The sequence below is a fragment of the Agrobacterium sp. LEGMi-208b genome (assembly GCF_059511785.1).
Genome location: NZ_CM183445.1, coordinates 354,635 through 370,472, shown reverse-complemented (window position 1 = coordinate 370,472; position 15,838 = coordinate 354,635). Strand labels below are relative to the sequence as shown.

The window sequence follows — 15,838 nt, the reverse complement described above, 5'->3', positions numbered from 1 at the left end:
TTCCACTTTTCCTGGAAATGCTCCGAGGCCCCGTTGACCGAAACGGTTCGGCCTGTGTAGATGAGGCTCAGTCGTGTTTGGGACCGGCCCCTGTGCCGGATGCCCGAAGCATGACGATTTTGCAGCGCCCGGCCGGAACGGTACGCGGCGCGGCGATGCGGACGTGGCGAAATCGGTAGACGCAGCAGACTTAAAATCTGCCGACCATTGGTCTTGCGGGTTCAAGTCCCGCCGTCCGCACCACCTTTCCTTTGATTTGTCCTTTGTTTCCAGTCCTGAGCCGGCGCAAAACGCCCTTTCACGTGCACGGCATCGTCACTTGAAAATCATCAAAAAGACCCTATTGACCTTGCCACGATGGGAAGCCCTATCTTTTTTTTAACACAAGAAAAGAGGGGTCATACGCATGTCACAAATGGAGATCCGGGCGAGCCATCAGATTGCGATCGATGGCATGACATGCGCCTCCTGTGTGGGCCGCGTGGAAAAGGCGATCGCCAGGGTGCCGGGCGTTCTGAAAGCGTCGGTCAATCTCGCCACGGAACGTGCCGACATTTCCTTTTCCGGGCAGCCGGATGTGCCGGCCGTCATCGAGGCGGTGCGACAGGCCGGTTACAGCGTCGAAGAGCAAACCATCGAACTCGATATTGAAGGCATGACCTGCGCCTCCTGCGTCGGACGTGTCGAAAAGGCGCTGAAGGCCGTCTCCGGTGTTTCCAGCGCAAGCGTCAATCTGGCGACGGAACGCGCCACGGTTCGTGTTGCCGGCAACGCCGCCTCTGCGGCCAACCTCGCGGATGCCATCAAACGGGCGGGCTATAAGGCGAACGAGATTGTCGCCGACAAAGCCAAAGATGGCGAGCAGGACAAGCGCGAGGCGGAACTGCGCAGCCTGAAAATCAGCCTCGCCATTGCCGCTGTTCTGACGCTGCCGGTTTTCGTGCTGGAAATGGGGTCGCATCTGGTGCCTGCCATCCATGATTTGGTGATGGAAACGGTCGGCATGCAGGAAAGCTGGTATCTGCAATTTGCACTGACGACGCTGGTTCTGTTCGGGCCCGGCCTGCGTTTCTTCAAGAAGGGCATACCCGCGCTTCTGCGGCTAGCGCCGGACATGAATTCGCTTGTCGTGCTGGGCACTGCCGCCGCCTGGGGATTTTCGGTTGTCGCGACCTTCATGCCCAAAATCCTGCCGAGTGGCACCGCCAACGTCTATTACGAGGCGGCGGCGGTCATCGTCACGCTCATCCTTCTCGGACGGTTCCTCGAGGCGCGCGCCAAGGGCCGCACCAGCGAGGCGATAAAGCGGCTGGTCGGCCTGCAGGCGAAGTCCGCCCGCGTGTTGCGCGATGGTGAGACCGTCGATGTGCCGTTGCAGGATGTGCGCACCGGCGATGTGATCGTCGTTCGCCCCGGCGAAAAAGTGCCGGTCGACGGGCTGGTCCTCAGCGGCTCTTCTTATGTCGATGAATCGATGATCACGGGTGAACCGGTGCCGGTCACCAAGGCGGCGGGTTCCGAAGTCGTCGGCGGCACGGTCAACCGCAACGGTTCTTTCACCTTCCGCGCCACCAAGGTCGGTGCCGATACGCTGATCGCACAGATCATCCGCATGGTCGAGGAGGCGCAGGCCGACAAGCTGCCCATTCAGGCGCTGGTGGACAAGGTCACCAACTGGTTCGTACCGGCCGTCATGCTGGCCGCGCTCGCCACCTTCACCGTCTGGTTCATCTTTGGGCCTGATCCGGCCTTGACCTTCGCGCTCGTCAATGCGGTTGCGGTGCTCATCATCGCCTGTCCCTGCGCCATGGGCCTTGCCACGCCGACCTCGATCATGGTCGGCACCGGCCGCGCCGCCGAAATGGGCGTGCTGTTCCGGCGCGGCGATGCGCTCCAGACGCTCCGCGATGCCGATGTGATCGCCGTCGACAAGACCGGCACGCTGACACTCGGCAAGCCGAAACTGGTGCATTTTACCACGACCCACGGTTTCGATGCGGATGAGGTGCTGCGTCTCGTCGCCTCGCTGGAGAACCATTCCGAACATCCGATTGCCGAAGCGATCGTCGAGGCTGCGAAACATGGCGGCCTGACGCTTGCCGATGCGGAAGGTTTCGAAGCGACCCCCGGTTTTGGTGTTGCAGCCATGGTCGACGGCCGCAGGGTCGAAGCGGGCGCAGACCGGTTCATGGCCAAGCTCGGTTACGATGTCGCGATGTTCGCAGACGATGCCGAACGGCTGGGCAGGGAAGGGCAGTCGCCGCTTTATGCCGCCGTCGATGGCAGGCTGGCTGCGATCATCGCGGTTGCCGATCCGGTCAAGCAGACGACGCCGGAGGCGATTGCGGCGCTGCATGCGCTGGGCCTCAAGGTCACGATGATCACGGGTGACAATCGCCGCACGGCTGAAGCCATTGCCCGCCGTCTCGGTATCGATGAGGTGGTGGCGGAAGTGCTGCCCGACGGCAAGGTGGAGGCCGTCAAAAGGCTTGCCGCCGGTGGGCGACGTGTCGCCTTTGTCGGCGATGGCATCAACGATGCGCCAGCGCTTGCGGCCGCCGATGTCGGGCTCGCCATCGGCACGGGCACGGATGTCGCCATTGAGAGCGCAGATGTGGTGCTGATGTCCGGCGATCTGCGTGGCGTTGCCAATGCCATCGCGCTCTCCAAGGCCACGATCCGCAATATCGGCCAGAATCTGTTCTGGGCCTTCGCTTACAATGCCGCTCTCGTTCCCGTGGCGGCCGGAATATTGTATCCTGTCAATGGCGTTCTGCTGTCGCCTGTCCTTGCCGCCGGAGCCATGGCGCTTTCCAGCGTCTTCGTATTGACGAACGCGCTGCGCCTGAAAAGCTTCCGCGCGCCGCTGGTGGACAGATCGTCCGGCATGCAGCTCGCAGCGGCCGAATAGGAGGCGGACATGATGACGCCTGGCAACACAATCTATCTGCCGCAGATCGGACGCAGCATCATGGCGGCTGAGGGTGAGACCGTGCTTCAGGCCGCATTGGCCGCAGGGGTCACCTATCCGCATGGCTGTCGCATGGGTCGTTGCGGCGCCTGCAAATCGCATCTCATTTCCGGCGAGATCGACCTTCTCAAGCATACGCCCTTCTCCTTGACCGAAGAGGAAAAAGCCGATGGCCTGACGCTCGCCTGCCGGGCCGTGCCGTTGGGCGATATGACGATCAGCTGGCTCGACGGGGCGGATGAGATCGCCGATATTCCGACCGGCCGATTTGAGGGCGTGGTTGCGGAAGTGCTGGATGCCACGCATGATATCAAGCTCATCCGCATCCGGCTTGACGATCGCGGGCAGTTTACCTTCAAGCCCGGACAATATGTGCGCCTGCTTTACGCGGACTGTTCTCCGCGCGATTATTCCATTGCGAGCCGGGTGGATGAGGAACTGATTGAATTCCACATCCGGCATGTTCCCGGCGGCATGACGAGCGGCCGCATCTTCTCGCTCGCCAGCGCGGGTGACCCCGTCACGATCGTCGGGCCTTTCGGCTCTTCGTTCCTGCGGGAAAAACATTGCGGGCCGATCCTCGGCATCGCCGGCGGTTCGGGGCTTGCCCCCGTCAAGGCCGTTGTCGAGGCGGCGCTTGCAACGGGCCGTGAACGGCCGGTTCATGTCTATTTCGGCGCCCGCGCCGAGCGCGATCTCTATATGCTCGACCGCTTCGGAGACCTTGCCGCGCGGCATGGCAATCTGAACTTCGTTCCGGTTCTCTCGCATGAGGAACATGCCGATATCCGGTGCGGTTATGTCGGCGCGGCCGTGGCGGATGATTTCGACGATCTCGATGGCTGGAAAGCCTATATTGCAGGCCCGCCGGCCATGATCGAGGCGACGGTGCCGCAGCTTCTGGCGCGGGGCATGCGCACCGCCGACATTCATGCAGACGTGTTTTTCACCCCGGAAAGATAGGAGCAGGATCGATGAATATTGGCACAGCCGCCACCGCATCCGGTGTTTCTGCGAAGATGATCAGGCATTACGAAACAATCGGCCTGATCAAATCGGCAAACCGCACGGAGTCCGGATACCGGGTCTATACGGCCAATGATCTGGAAACGCTGCGCTTCATCCGGCGCGGGCGCGATCTCGGTTTTTCCATCGAAAAGATCAGGCAGTTGATGACGCTCTGGCGCGATCCGGGCGGCGCCTCCTGCGATGTCAAACGCATCGTTATGGAACATGTCGTCGATCTGGAGGCGAAGATGCATACGCTTCGCGAGATGGCCGACACGCTTCGAAACCTCGCAACCTATTGCCCTGACAATGGTGAGCCGGATTGCCCGATCATCCATGATCTCGCCCATGCCGAGGATATCGATTTTACGACCGTGGCCATCGTGCCCAAGCGTACCGGCATGCTGAAGGGCACCTCCGGTCCGGTGATGGATCTACAGCGCCCGGTGAAATAAGCGGCCGTTTTCCTTTGGGAAACGGGTGTGGAGTGCAGTGCAGACGCCAATTGTGGTGAAGGAGACCAAGCCATGTGGATACAGATAATACAGCGCTTCCTTGTTCTGTGCCTGATGCTGGCGATCGTGTCCGTCATCGCGTTTCTTTTGCCCTATATGGCGGGCGGCGATCCGGCCCGCACCATCCTGTTTTCGCGCATGCGCGACACGGCGCTCGATCCGCATGCGGTGGAGGCGCTGCGCGTCAGCCTCGGGCTCGACCGGCCGCTTTATGTGCAATATTTCGCGTGGCTGTCGAATGCGTTGCGTGGCGACCTTGGGTTTTCCTTCACCAGCAGCCAGCCGGTCGCCGCCGAACTTTTGCGGTCGCTCTGGGTGTCGGTGACACTGGCGCTGACGGCGCTGGCGGTCGCGGTGGCCGTCGCCCTGCCGCTCGGCACTCTGGCGGCGATGCGTCCGGGTGGGCGGCTCGATAATTTCGCGACGCTGATGATCCAGACCTTCGTCGCAACGCCCGAATACTGGTTTGCGCCCATGTCGGCGCTGGTCTTCGCACTCTATCTCGGCTGGTTGCCCTCGGCCGGGTGGGATAGCTGGCGTTCGCTGGTGCTTCCTGCGCTGACCCTGACGCTGCGGCCGCTCGCCTATTTCACCCAGGTCACGCGCGCCGCCATGGCCGAGGTTCTGCGCGCGCCCTATATCACGGCGGCCCGCAGCCGTGGTCTCGGCATGCATGGCACGGTCATGCGCCACGGCATCCGCAACGGCTCGCTGCCGGTCGTCACCTTCTTCGCTTTGTGGCTTGCCGGCCTGCTGGGCGGATCGGTGGTGGTGGAAGTGATCTTCGCCATTCCCGGCATGGGCCGGCTTCTCTACGACGCCGTGGTCAATCGCGATATTCCGATGCTGCAGGGCGGTTTCATCTGCATCGTGGCGCTCTCCATCCTGATCAATACCCTGGCCGACAGCTTTTATGTCCTGATCAATCCAGCAATGCGAGGTCACCATGACCATTAGCCACTTCCCGAGCGCGCCTGCCGCCGCCATGCCGATGACCACGCCCAAGCGTCCTTCGAACCTCGCCCGGTTCACGGATTTCATCCGCCGCCGGCACTGGACCTTCTATGCGGGATCGGCGATTTTTCTCGTCATCATTCTGCTGCTGGTGATCGCGCCGTGGATTTCGCCTTACGATCCGGCAAAGCAGAGCCTGCGGCTCAGGCTGAATGCGCCGAGCGCCGCCTATTGGCTGGGGACGGACCATCTCGGGCGGGATGTCTTGAGCCGGCTGTTGATCGGCGGTCGCTTCACGGTCACCATCGCCGCCATCACCGTCATTCTGTCGGTCGTGATCGGAACCTTTATCGGCATCATCAGCGGCCGCAGCCGCGGCATCCTCGATGAAGTGCTGATGCGCATCGTGGACCTGCTCATCGCCATACCTGATGTGGTGATCGCGATTTTCCTCGTCGCCATCTTCGGCCCGGGATATGGCACGCTGATCGCCTCGCTGACCATCGTTGGCTGGACGCCTTTTGCACGGCTGGCGCGTGGGCTGACGCTTTCGATCAATTCCCGCGAATATATCCGCGCCGCCGAAGTTCTCGGTTGCACGCGGCGCTTCATTATCTTCCGGCATATCATTCCCAACACGATCTGGCCCATTGCGGCCGTGGCCTTCCTGCGCTTTGGCCACAAGCTGATCACGGTGGGCGGATTGTCGTTTCTGGGCCTCGGCGTACAGCCGCCGGCCGCCGACTGGGCGCTGATGCTGGCCGATGCGCAGGCTTACGCGGAGCGGATGCCCGTTCTCGTCATCGCACCGGGTCTGGCGATTTTCCTGGCGGCGCTCAGCGTGACGTGGATCGGCCATGGCCTGAACCTGGAAACGAAGAAAAACAACGGTCATTGACGCCTGCCAACGGGCAATGGTCGATTTGATGATTGTCAAACATAGATGACGCAACAAAACCGGAAGGAGAGTAATATCGTCTGAAGCCGCATGAAGAATTCGCAATGCCTCCGATTCAATAAAAATAAGGGGAACTCTTATGAATATCGAAGGACAAACGCTTGCCAATACGGCCATATCCCCTGAATGCGCACCGCTTCTGGAGATAGAGGACCTGCACGTTTCGGTGCCGGCGCAAAATGGCCGCAAGTTTGTTATTTCGGGCCTGACGCTTTCCGTCAACGCCGGAGAAGTCGTCGCTCTTGTCGGCGAATCCGGGTCGGGCAAGAGCATGACGGCGCTGTCGCTGATGCGGCTTTTGCCGCAGGGCGCGGAAATCAATTCCGGCCGCATTTCCTTTGCCGGGCGCGACATTCTCGCTCTTTCATCTTCCGAACTCGATGCGCTGCGCGGCGCCGATATCAGCATGCTGTTCCAGCAGCCACAGGCCATGCTCGACCCGACAAGCCGGGTGAGGACGCAGGTGGCGGAGCCGCTCTGGATTCACCGTAAAATGAGCCGGCATGCGGCGCTTAACCGGGTCGTCGGTCTCCTGTCGGACGTCGGCATTCCCGATCCGTCGGCGCGGGCGCAGTGCTTTGCGCATGAACTTTCCGGCGGCATGGCGCAACGTGTGATGATTGCGGCCGCACTTTCCGGCAATCCGCAGCTTCTGATCGCCGACGAACCGACGACGGCGCTTGATGTCACCGTCCAGGCACAGATACTCCGTCTTCTCGACGACGAACGCCGCAAGCGCCGGCTTGCCACGCTGCTCATCACTCATGACCTCTCGGTCGTCGCCGCTTTCGCGGACCGGATCGCGGTCATGTATGCCGGCCGCATCGTCGAGGAGGGGCCGACACAGGCGATCCTCAAGGCGCCGCAGCACCCCTATACCAAGGCGCTCATCAGCTGTTCGCTGTTGACCACTGACAGCGAGGGACAGTTGCTGACGATCCCCGGCTCCAGTGCGCAGGCCCATGACATGTCCTGCGGCTGCCGGTTTCATCCGCGCTGCGCGCTTGCCAATTCCGCAGGCATGGGCGGCCGCTGCATGGCCTCGGAACCGGATCTGAATGCCTTGCCCGAAGGGCGCAAGGCGCGGTGCTGGGCGGTCGGCCAAGACCATGCCAGCCACGATCATGCCGGCCATACGGTCTGCTGAGGGAGGGCGACGATGTTATCGACAGCGACGACACAGACCCCGCCATCGGCGGAAAACAACAGGCGGCCCTTTGTGGTCGCGAAGAACCTCTGCAAATATTATCCCATATCGGGCTTCGGTCACCGTGTGGTGAAATCCGTCGACGATGTTTCCCTGACGATCGGCGAGGGGGAAGTGCTGGGCCTTGTCGGGGAATCCGGATGCGGCAAAAGCACGGTTGCCGGGCTGATCACGCGGCTGACCCACGCAACGAAAGGTGAGGTCAGCATCGGGCAGAACGATATGCTGCACATGCAGGGCGAGGCGCTCCGGCGTATGCGCCGGGTCGTGCAGCTGGTATTTCAGGACCCCTATTCCGCACTCGATCCGCGCATGCGTATCGGCCAGAGCATGGAAGCGCCGCTTGCCCAGCATGGCATCGGCACCCGCGAGGAGCGTACGGCCCGGGTTTTCCGGATGCTGGAAGAGGTCGGTCTCGACGGCTCTTTTTACGATCGGTATCCGAGCCAGTGTTCCGGCGGCCAGTTGCAGCGCGTCGTCATCGGCCGTGCGCTGCTTCTCAATCCGAGCTTCCTCGTCTGCGACGAGCCGACATCGGCACTCGACGCCTCGATGCGCACGCAGATCCTGAACCTCTTGATGGACATGAAGCGCCGTCACGGTTTGACGGTTCTGATGATTTCCCACGATCTGCGCGTGGTGCGTTATCTCTGCGATCGCATCGCGGTGATGTATCTCGGACGCGTCGTTGAAATCGCCGACCGGGAGGAGCTTTTCCGGGCGCCGAAGCACCCCTATACCAAGGCTCTCATCGCATCGTCGATGCTGGACGAGACGGGGTTATATGCACCGGAAATGCTTCTGGACGGCGATCTGCCGAGCCCTCTCAACCCTCCTGATGGATGCAAATTCCATACCCGCTGCAAATATGCGACCGAGATATGCGGCGAGGTGGAACCCGTTCTGGAAGGCGTTTCCGGCGAGCATTTCGCGCGCTGCCACCGCTGGCGGGAATGGGGCTGACGGACAACGCAGTTACAGTTTTCTGTTGCCGTAAAAACAGATGAATTGTGTGTTTTCGGATTAATATCGGAATAATATTTCGAGTACAAAACGTAAAATAAAGAATATTCGAATGGATGATCGAGAGATATCCATCGGGTATTCTTATTGTCTTTGTAGTGATTGAGTGAAATTTCGTGAAAATATACGAATTGTGAGCGTTGTCATCAAAAATAAAAGGGGAATCTTCTATGATGAAGCACGCACTTTTGGCGTCATGCGCCATTGTGGTTTCGTTTGGAACGCATGCGGCAGAGGCCGCCACGATTACCTATGACGATAATTTCGGTGTGAAGACCGGCTGGCAGATGGCCTCCGACGATGCCTATCTCGGCTCGCGTGCGGGTTGTTTTGAAAGTCTGGTGCGTGTCGGTTATGACATGAAGCTGGAGCCAAGCCTCGCCGAGTCCTGGAAGCAGACTGATCCCAAGGTGTGGGAGTTCAAGCTGCGCAAGGGCGTCAAGTTCCAGAACGGCGAGCCGCTCGATGCCAAGGCCACGGTCAATGCACTCAGCAATCTCCTGAAAGCACCCGTGCCCGCCCGTGCCTTCTCTCCGAAGCTGATTGCCGCCGTCGAAGCTGGCGGCGACGATGTGGTGAAGATCACGACAATCGAACCCTCTGTGCTGCTGCCGGCGCAGATGGCAAGCCCCGCCACTTCCATCCTTGCTCCATCCGCCTATAAGGACGGCAAGGTCGATCCGATCGGAACCTGCACCGGACCTTTCAAGATCACCGAGGTCGACCCCAGCCAGCATATGGTTCTGACGGCCAATCACGACTATTGGGGCGGCATGCCGAAACTTTCCGGCGGCCGTGTCAATTTCGTGCCCGATGCCGACACGCGCGCCACCCAGGCCCGAACCGGAGAGGCGCAGGTTTCGCGGCTCGTGCCACCATGGACGGTCAAGACCATCGAATCCACCGATGGCGTCAAGGTTGCGCCCATCCCGTCGCCGCGTATCACCGAGCTGCTGCTGAACAATTCAAAGCCGCCTTTCAACAATATCAAGGTGCGCCAGGCGATCCAGGCCGCCATCGATACGGGTGGTATCGCCGAGAGTATCTATGAAGGCGTGGTCAAGGGCGCGACCATGCCCTTTGCGGCCGGTGAACCATGGGCTGCAAAGGAAACCAAACCCGCCTATGACGTGGAAAAAGCCAAGGATTTGCTGAAAGAGGCGGGCGTCGCACCCGGCAGCCTGAAGGTGACGTTGCTTGCCTATACTGCAAAGACCGAACTCAAGGACGTCGCGGCGATCATCCAGGCGCAGTTGCAGGAACTCGGCATCAAGGTTGATGTCCGCGTTGCCGATTACAGTGCCATCGAGCCCGACATGCTGGCCGGCAACTTCGACATGGCGCTGCTGTCTCGCGGTTACGCCACCGATGTCGCCGAACCGGCCGGTTTCCTGAACGCCGACTACACCTGCGGCGGCAGCTACAACATCTCGCATTATTGCAATGCGGAGACGGACAAGCTGATCAAATCCGCCTATTCGGCTGGCGAGCCCGCCAAGCGTTATGCGATTTACGGCGAGGCGGCGAAGAAGATTTACGACGAAGCCGTCTCCGTCTTCCTCATCCACGAGACCGTGTTCGATGCCTATTCGGCCAAGCTCGAAAACTACAAGCCGCATCCGCTGAACTATTTTGTCATGACCAAGGATCTGGCGACGAAGTAAGTTGGCATGATGGTGCTGATGGAGAGGGACCCGTCTCGCAAGAGCCGGGTCTTTTTTTATGAGGGGCCCTTGAACCTCTCCTCCGTCATTCCGGCCCTGTGCCGGAATTCAGCCAGCCCAAGCCCTCGGGCTGAAAGGACTCTTCCCGCCGTGCAGACGCACGTCGGCTGGATTCCGGCTCAAGGCCGGAATGACGGAGGAGGGGAACGTACGAGTACAATAAATATTGTGCCTCGATCCACCGGGAGGGGGCAGACAGGTTCACAAGGCCGGTGTGAGGGCATTTGGATGATTCGCTTCATTAAGCCGGGAAGAACCTCCTCCGTCATCCCCGATTGAAAGGGAGAGGGCGTTCGCCATTGGGGAGGAAAGAGGGACGGATGCCGTCCAAAACCCGTCACATAATTCAGCGTGAAGCGGGGCAGGTGGGGCGATCCGGCGGCCGCAGGGATGAAGCGCCGCCGGTATCTCTTCGGATCAGGCGCGTGCTTCCGGCGTATAGCCTGCAGCGGTGATGATTTCGGCAATCCGCGCCGCATCGGAGACGCCGCCAACCACAACCGTGCGGCTTGCCGGATCGGCATGCACGGCAGCGCCGGGAACGGTCTTTTCGATCGCGCCCTTGATCACGCCGGCGCAGTGACCGCAGGTCATGTCTTCAACGTGAAAAGAAAGGTCTGCATCGACGGGTGCCGTGGTGGTTTCGGCGTGATGCTGGTGAGCGGTGCACATAGGCGGTTCTCCATGGTTTGGAATTCTAACAGGAGGAGCCTGGACTATTCCAACGTGGGAAGGTCAAGCGCTTTATTCGCTGGCGCTCAACAAGTGTGTCACGACATCAACTGCGCCAGAAGATCGGCATCAGCAGCACCAGAACAGTGAGGATTTCCAGACGCCCGAGCAGCATCAGGACCGACAGGAGATAAAGGGCGGGATCCCTGATGGTGGAGAAATTGCCAGCCGGGCCGATGATCGGGCCGATGCCGGGCCCGACATTGGCGAGCGAGGTTGCAACGGCCGAGGTGGCGGTCAGGAAATCATAACCCATCAGGCTCATGGCAAGACTGCCGGCGATCCACAGTGCGATGAAACAGCTGACGAACAGGAAGATCGTCCGGATCGTATCGGGATCGACCACCTGCTGGCCGTAACGCACCGAATAGACCGCATTCGGATAGATCAGCTTTTTCAGCCCGGCGCGCGCCACGTTGAACATGATAAGAAAACGATAGGCCTTGATCCCGCCCGCCGTCGAGCCGGAACAGCCGCCCATGAAGGTTGCGAAAAAGGCGACGACGACGACGAAAGGCCCCCAGAGCGTATAATCGTCGCTGGCAAAGCCGCCGGTCGAAAGGATCGAGGTTATATTGAAGAAGGAATGGCTGAGCGCATCATCCAGCGGCACGCCGTTCCTGAAATGATGGTAGACGCCGACCGCAATCGAGATCGCGCAGAGATAGCCGAGGAAGACGGCGATCTGCGGGTCGCGCAGCGTTTCCAGCCGGCGGCGCACGGCCAGCAGGATCATGACCGAGAAGGGCAGGCTGCCGAAGATCAGGAAGATGGTGGCGATCCACAGCAGCGCCGTATTGTTAAAATAGGCGAAAGACGCGTCATGGGTGGAAAAACCGCCGGTCGCGACCGTCGACATGGCATGGTTCAGCGCATCGAAATGCGACATGCCGGCAAAATCGTAAGCGATCGTACAGGCAAGCGTCATGATGATGTAAATGGCAACGAAAGCCCGGGTGAAGCTCGCCAGCCGCGCGAAAGGCCGGTCGTTGCCGGTATCGGAGGATTCCATGCGGAAGAAGGTCATGCCGCCGACGCGCAGCAGCGGCAGGATGAAGAGGCCGAGTGCGACGATACCGATACCGCCAAGCCAGCACAGCAGCGAGCGCCACAGAAGGATGCCCTGCGGCGCGTTGTCGAGACCGGCAATGGCTGTCGATCCCGTCGTCGTAATGGCGGAAACGGATTCGAACAGGGCCTGGCCGAGCGTCAGGTTGAGTTCGGACAGATAAAGCGGAACAGCGCCGATGATGGAAAAGACTAGCCAGAGCAGATTGACCAGCAGAAAGCCGAAACGTTTGTTGAAGGCCGCAATCGGCCCGCGTGTCGCCAGCGCGCAGGCAAGCGCAAAGCCTCCGCACATGAAACCCGACAGCGCAAACACCATCCAGTCGTCATTGCCGTAATAAAGATCGGTGAGCGCCGGCAGAAACATGGCCGTCGCCATGTAAAGCCCGAAGATGGATGCCACATAGATGACCGAGCGCAGAAGATTGCTGTTCAAGAAATCAAACCCATAGTTCGTGGCCGCGCTGAAATGAGTCTTTGTCTCGGACGCCTTCCTATGGCATAGCGGGTGCCATTATGAATTTCAATGGATTGACTATCGTGGACAAGCAGCTTGTGGAAGCAGCGCGGCGGGAAGTGCGGGAGATATTCCCGGAAACGCCGTTGCAGTTGAATGAACATCTCAGCCGTCGGTATGGCGCGTCGATTTGGCTGAAGCGTGAGGATCTGTCCCCGGTTCGTTCCTACAAGATTAGAGGCGCATTCAACTTCCTGCGCAAGGCGGTGGCCAAGGCCGGCAAGGGCAAGGTTTTCGTCTGCGCTTCGGCCGGCAACCATGCGCAGGGCTTTGCTTTCGCCTGCCGTCATTTCGGTGTTCACGGCGTTGTTTTCATGCCGGTGACGACGCCGCAACAGAAGATCGAAAAGACCCGTATCTTTGGCGGCGAATTCATCAGCATCCGTCTGGTGGGCGATATATTCGACCAGTGTTATGCCGCCGCGCGCCAGCATGTGCAGGATAATGACGGTTACATGGTGCCGCCCTTCGACCATGAGGATATCATCGAAGGCCAGGCGACGGTTGCCGCCGAGATCATGGATCAGCTCCCGGAAGGCACCAAGCCTGATATCGTTGTCATGCCCGTAGGCGGCGGCGGTCTTTCGGCTGGCCTGTCGGGCTTTCTGGCCGGCACGGTGAAGAAGGAAAACTTCGTGTTCTGCGAGCCGGAAGGCGCGCCAAGCCTGAAGAAAAGCCTCGAACGCGGCGAACCGGTGACGCTGAACAAGGTCGACAATTTCGTCGACGGCGCCGCTGTCGCCCGCATCGGTGACCTGAACTTCAAGGCGCTGAAGGATTTCCCGGCCGAGCAGGTGATGCTCATCCCGGAAAACGCCATCTGCGTGACCATCATCGAGATGCTGAACCTCGAAGGCGTGGTGCTGGAGCCGGCCGGCGCGCTGGCGATTGCCGCGCTGGAAAAGCTCGGCCGTGAAAGACTGGAAGGCAAGACGGTCATTGCCGTGGTTTCCGGCGGCAATTTCGATTTCGAGCGCCTTCCTGACGTGAAGGAACGCGCCATGCGTTACACGGGCGTGAAGAAATACTTCATTCTGCGCCTGCCACAGCGCCCCGGTGCGCTGCGCGATTTCCTCAACCTGCTCGGTCCGGATGACGATATCGCCCGTTTCGAATATCTGAAGAAATCGGCCCGCAATTTCGGTTCGATTTTGATCGGCATCGAAACCAGCGCCAAGGAGAATTTCGCCGGCCTGCTGGAGCGCTTCGAAGCTGCCGGTCTCGGCTATGAGGACATCACCGAAAACGACATCCTGTCGAACCTGATCATCTGATCAGGAAAAGACGGCAGGGAAGGGCGGATGACCTCCGCCCTTCAAACGTGACACAGATTGAGGGAGTGAAAGCCATGGCATCGTTTTTTTCCAAAATCCTCTCGGCCTTCGGCTCCGGCCAGCCATCCTCCGACGCGCCACAGAAGACGGCCCAGGCGGAGCCGCATGCGCATGGCGACTATCTGATCTATGCGACGCCGATCAAGGAAGGCGGCCAGTTCCGCCTGGCGGGCCGCATCGAAAAAAAGGCCGGCGACGAAGTGCTGGTGCATGAATTCGTGCGCGCCGACGTCTTCACCAGCATGGACGATGCGGTGGAATTCACGATCCGCAAGGCAAAGCTCATCATCGACCAGAACGGCGCGTCGCTTTTCCCAGGAAAATGATGACGTTTTCTTGCCCCGGATATTAAGATTCCGTTGTTTGCTTCGGCCTATCGTCTCTGGAGCATTTCCAGCAAAAGTGTACTCGGTTTGCGTCCGGAAATGCGCAGAACAAAGAGTTAGAGCAATTCCGGTGAGCCGCGTTCACCGGAATTGCTCTAGAGGGCATGGAGTCGCGCCAATCAACCCGCGCGATATGGATCGATAGGGCATGTGCCGATGCAATGGGCAAATCTGGCCCTCTTTCTGACGGAGGCCATCGTCTATTTTTCGGTAATGACGGCATTCCTTCATTACCGGCATATTCTCGGCATCGGTGTTTTTCTCACCGCGCTGGGCGTCATGCACTTCCTGGAAACCTATCTGGCGGCCGTCTTTTACGTCGAGCTGCCTTTCGGTGTGGCGTCGCCCGGCTCCTCGATCCTTTTTGCCGGCAAGCTGATGATGATCCTCATGCTCTATATGCGGGAGGATGCGGCCGTCGTGCGACAGCCGATCTACGGCCTGTTTCTCGGCAATATAATAACCGTCATCATGGCGCAGATCATCCGTTTTCACCAAACGGTGGCGATTGTTCCCGGACAGTCGGTCAGCACTGCGTTTCTGGATGATATGGGCGTGCTGATGGTCTGGGGAACCAGCCTGCTTTATATCGACGCCATCGCCATCATCCTGTTTTACGAAAAGCTGGGGCGCTATCTGCAGCGCCATATCGTGCTGCGCTTCGCGATCTGCGGCGTCGTTATCCTGAGCTTCGATCAGGCGGGTTTTTATGGGGCGCTGCGATTATTGTTCAACGCGCCCGTCGATGTCTTTTACGATGGCTGGAAGGCGAAGATGGCGGCAGTCGGCATCTATTCGCTGCTCTTTGCCACCTATCTCTGGCTGACATCGGCCAAGGGCCGCTTTCTGACACGCCGCAGCGTTGCCGATGTCTTCAACGATCTCACTTTCAGGGAACGTTACGAGGAGCTTCTGTCCCGCTCCGGACGCGATATGCTGACCGGCGTATCGGACCGCGCCCGCATGGAACTCGATGCGCCCTCGGTTGTCGTGGAATGCCTGGAGAAAAAGCGGCCGGTCAGCGTGCTGATCGTCGATATCGATCATTTCAAGACCGTCAACGATACGTTCGGGCACCTGCAGGGCGATGAGATCTTGCGGGAATTCGCCGCCGTGCTGAAGCGCGCCGTGCAGCCGCTGGGACATCTCTACCGTTTCGGCGGCGAGGAATTCGTGGCGCTCCTGCCGGCGATGACTCATGAAACGGCGCTTGCATTTTCGGACAGTCTCCGGGCCGCGATCCTTGCGGACCTGCAACGGCCGGACGGTTCGCCGCTCACCGTCAGCATCGGCGTCGCGACCGCTTTCGAGGATGGACAGCTTTTCCGAGCGCTTTTATCGGAGGCCGATGCGCGGCTCTATGCGGCAAAAAATAACGGCCGGGACCAGGTCCACGGCCGTCATGGCATGTGGGTCGGCTGATACCGGCGATCCGCCGGCA

The 15,838-nt window shown here is 60.0% G+C and carries 13 protein-coding genes and 1 tRNA gene; 12 read left to right on the top strand and 2 right to left on the bottom strand.

The features are described from left to right. Nucleotides 1–157: 157 nt before the first annotated feature. From AC5YUO_RS01860 to AC5YUO_RS01820, 9 genes are all read left to right on the top strand, one after another. Nucleotides 158–243 (top strand) — tRNA-Leu (locus tag AC5YUO_RS01860). Between the two features lie 163 nt (nucleotides 244–406). Then, nucleotides 407–2,911: a heavy metal translocating P-type ATPase gene (locus AC5YUO_RS01855; RefSeq protein ID WP_496154056.1), complete on the top strand. Its 2,505-nt coding sequence runs from the start codon at nucleotides 407–409 to the stop codon at nucleotides 2,909–2,911. 12 nt (nucleotides 2,912–2,923) lie between these two features. Further along, nucleotides 2,924–3,934 (top strand): 2Fe-2S iron-sulfur cluster-binding protein, encoded by a 1,011-nt coding sequence (locus AC5YUO_RS01850; protein WP_496154889.1) that lies wholly within the window; start codon nucleotides 2,924–2,926, stop codon nucleotides 3,932–3,934. Nucleotides 3,935–3,945: 11 nt separating this feature from the next. Further along, nucleotides 3,946–4,434 (top strand): Cu(I)-responsive transcriptional regulator, encoded by a 489-nt coding sequence (gene cueR / locus AC5YUO_RS01845; protein ID WP_003520818.1) that lies wholly within the window; start codon nucleotides 3,946–3,948, stop codon nucleotides 4,432–4,434. 72 nt (nucleotides 4,435–4,506) lie between these two features. Next, complete coding sequence (locus AC5YUO_RS01840) at nucleotides 4,507–5,451, top strand: ABC transporter permease (protein WP_496154055.1); 945 nt, start codon at nucleotides 4,507–4,509, stop codon at nucleotides 5,449–5,451. Continuing rightward, nucleotides 5,441–6,346: an ABC transporter permease gene (locus AC5YUO_RS01835; RefSeq protein WP_400812102.1), complete on the top strand. Its 906-nt coding sequence runs from the start codon at nucleotides 5,441–5,443 to the stop codon at nucleotides 6,344–6,346. Before AC5YUO_RS01840 ends, AC5YUO_RS01835 begins: the two co-directional genes overlap by 11 nt. Before the next feature lie 139 nt (nucleotides 6,347–6,485). Beyond that, nucleotides 6,486–7,553 carry an ABC transporter ATP-binding protein gene (locus AC5YUO_RS01830; RefSeq protein WP_496154054.1) on the top strand — a complete coding sequence of 356 codons (1,068 nt, stop codon included), beginning with the start codon at nucleotides 6,486–6,488 and terminating at the stop codon, nucleotides 7,551–7,553. A gap of 12 nt (nucleotides 7,554–7,565) precedes the next feature. After that, complete coding sequence (locus AC5YUO_RS01825; RefSeq protein WP_496154053.1) at nucleotides 7,566–8,576, top strand: ABC transporter ATP-binding protein; 1,011 nt, start codon at nucleotides 7,566–7,568, stop codon at nucleotides 8,574–8,576. A gap of 230 nt (nucleotides 8,577–8,806) precedes the next feature. Beyond that, the gene (locus tag AC5YUO_RS01820; protein ID WP_496154052.1) at nucleotides 8,807–10,300 is read left to right on the top strand and encodes an ABC transporter substrate-binding protein; all 1,494 of its coding nucleotides are present in this window, start codon (nucleotides 8,807–8,809) and stop codon (nucleotides 10,298–10,300) included. Nucleotides 10,301–10,777: 477 nt separating this feature from the next. Here AC5YUO_RS01820 and AC5YUO_RS01815 read toward each other — a convergent pair whose 3' ends face one another. Together AC5YUO_RS01815 and AC5YUO_RS01810 are read right to left on the bottom strand one after the other, a co-directional pair. After that, complete coding sequence (locus AC5YUO_RS01815; protein ID WP_003521591.1) at nucleotides 10,778–11,032, bottom strand: heavy-metal-associated domain-containing protein; 255 nt, start codon at nucleotides 11,030–11,032, stop codon at nucleotides 10,778–10,780. Nucleotides 11,033–11,138: 106 nt separating this feature from the next. Further along, the gene (locus AC5YUO_RS01810) at nucleotides 11,139–12,596 is read right to left on the bottom strand and encodes a TrkH family potassium uptake protein (RefSeq protein WP_496154051.1); all 1,458 of its coding nucleotides are present in this window, start codon (nucleotides 12,594–12,596) and stop codon (nucleotides 11,139–11,141) included. A gap of 80 nt (nucleotides 12,597–12,676) precedes the next feature. On the opposite strand from AC5YUO_RS01810, the gene ilvA reads away from it, so the two are divergent. The 3 genes from ilvA to AC5YUO_RS01795 all read left to right on the top strand — a co-directional run bounded on the left by ilvA (nucleotide 12,677) and on the right by AC5YUO_RS01795 (nucleotide 15,819). Beyond that, nucleotides 12,677–13,951: a threonine ammonia-lyase gene (ilvA, locus tag AC5YUO_RS01805; RefSeq protein ID WP_400812112.1), complete on the top strand. Its 1,275-nt coding sequence runs from the start codon at nucleotides 12,677–12,679 to the stop codon at nucleotides 13,949–13,951. Between the two features lie 74 nt (nucleotides 13,952–14,025). Continuing rightward, nucleotides 14,026–14,337: an HlyU family transcriptional regulator gene (locus AC5YUO_RS01800; RefSeq protein ID WP_020811123.1), complete on the top strand. Its 312-nt coding sequence runs from the start codon at nucleotides 14,026–14,028 to the stop codon at nucleotides 14,335–14,337. 216 nt (nucleotides 14,338–14,553) lie between these two features. Beyond that, nucleotides 14,554–15,819 carry a GGDEF domain-containing protein gene (locus AC5YUO_RS01795; RefSeq protein ID WP_496154050.1) on the top strand — a complete coding sequence of 422 codons (1,266 nt, stop codon included), beginning with the start codon at nucleotides 14,554–14,556 and terminating at the stop codon, nucleotides 15,817–15,819. Nucleotides 15,820–15,838 lie beyond the last annotated feature (19 nt).

What these genes read in the sequence shown, in the direction of transcription:
- AC5YUO_RS01815 (WP_003521591.1), bottom strand. Translation starts at nt 11,032, where the DNA reads ATGTGCACCGCTCACCAGCATCACGCCGAAACCACCACGGCACCCGTC.
- AC5YUO_RS01795 (WP_496154050.1), top strand. Translation starts at nt 14,554, where the DNA reads ATGCAATGGGCAAATCTGGCCCTCTTTCTGACGGAGGCCATCGTCTAT.
- ilvA (WP_400812112.1), top strand. Translation starts at nt 12,677, where the DNA reads ATGAATTTCAATGGATTGACTATCGTGGACAAGCAGCTTGTGGAAGCA.
- AC5YUO_RS01835 (WP_400812102.1), top strand. Translation starts at nt 5,441, where the DNA reads ATGACCATTAGCCACTTCCCGAGCGCGCCTGCCGCCGCCATGCCGATG.
- AC5YUO_RS01850 (WP_496154889.1), top strand. Translation starts at nt 2,924, where the DNA reads ATGACGCCTGGCAACACAATCTATCTGCCGCAGATCGGACGCAGCATC.
- AC5YUO_RS01800 (WP_020811123.1), top strand. Translation starts at nt 14,026, where the DNA reads ATGGCATCGTTTTTTTCCAAAATCCTCTCGGCCTTCGGCTCCGGCCAG.
- AC5YUO_RS01825 (WP_496154053.1), top strand. Translation starts at nt 7,566, where the DNA reads ATGTTATCGACAGCGACGACACAGACCCCGCCATCGGCGGAAAACAAC.
- AC5YUO_RS01840 (WP_496154055.1), top strand. Translation starts at nt 4,507, where the DNA reads ATGTGGATACAGATAATACAGCGCTTCCTTGTTCTGTGCCTGATGCTG.
- AC5YUO_RS01820 (WP_496154052.1), top strand. Translation starts at nt 8,807, where the DNA reads ATGATGAAGCACGCACTTTTGGCGTCATGCGCCATTGTGGTTTCGTTT.
- AC5YUO_RS01855 (WP_496154056.1), top strand. Translation starts at nt 407, where the DNA reads ATGTCACAAATGGAGATCCGGGCGAGCCATCAGATTGCGATCGATGGC.
- cueR (WP_003520818.1), top strand. Translation starts at nt 3,946, where the DNA reads ATGAATATTGGCACAGCCGCCACCGCATCCGGTGTTTCTGCGAAGATG.
- AC5YUO_RS01830 (WP_496154054.1), top strand. Translation starts at nt 6,486, where the DNA reads ATGAATATCGAAGGACAAACGCTTGCCAATACGGCCATATCCCCTGAA.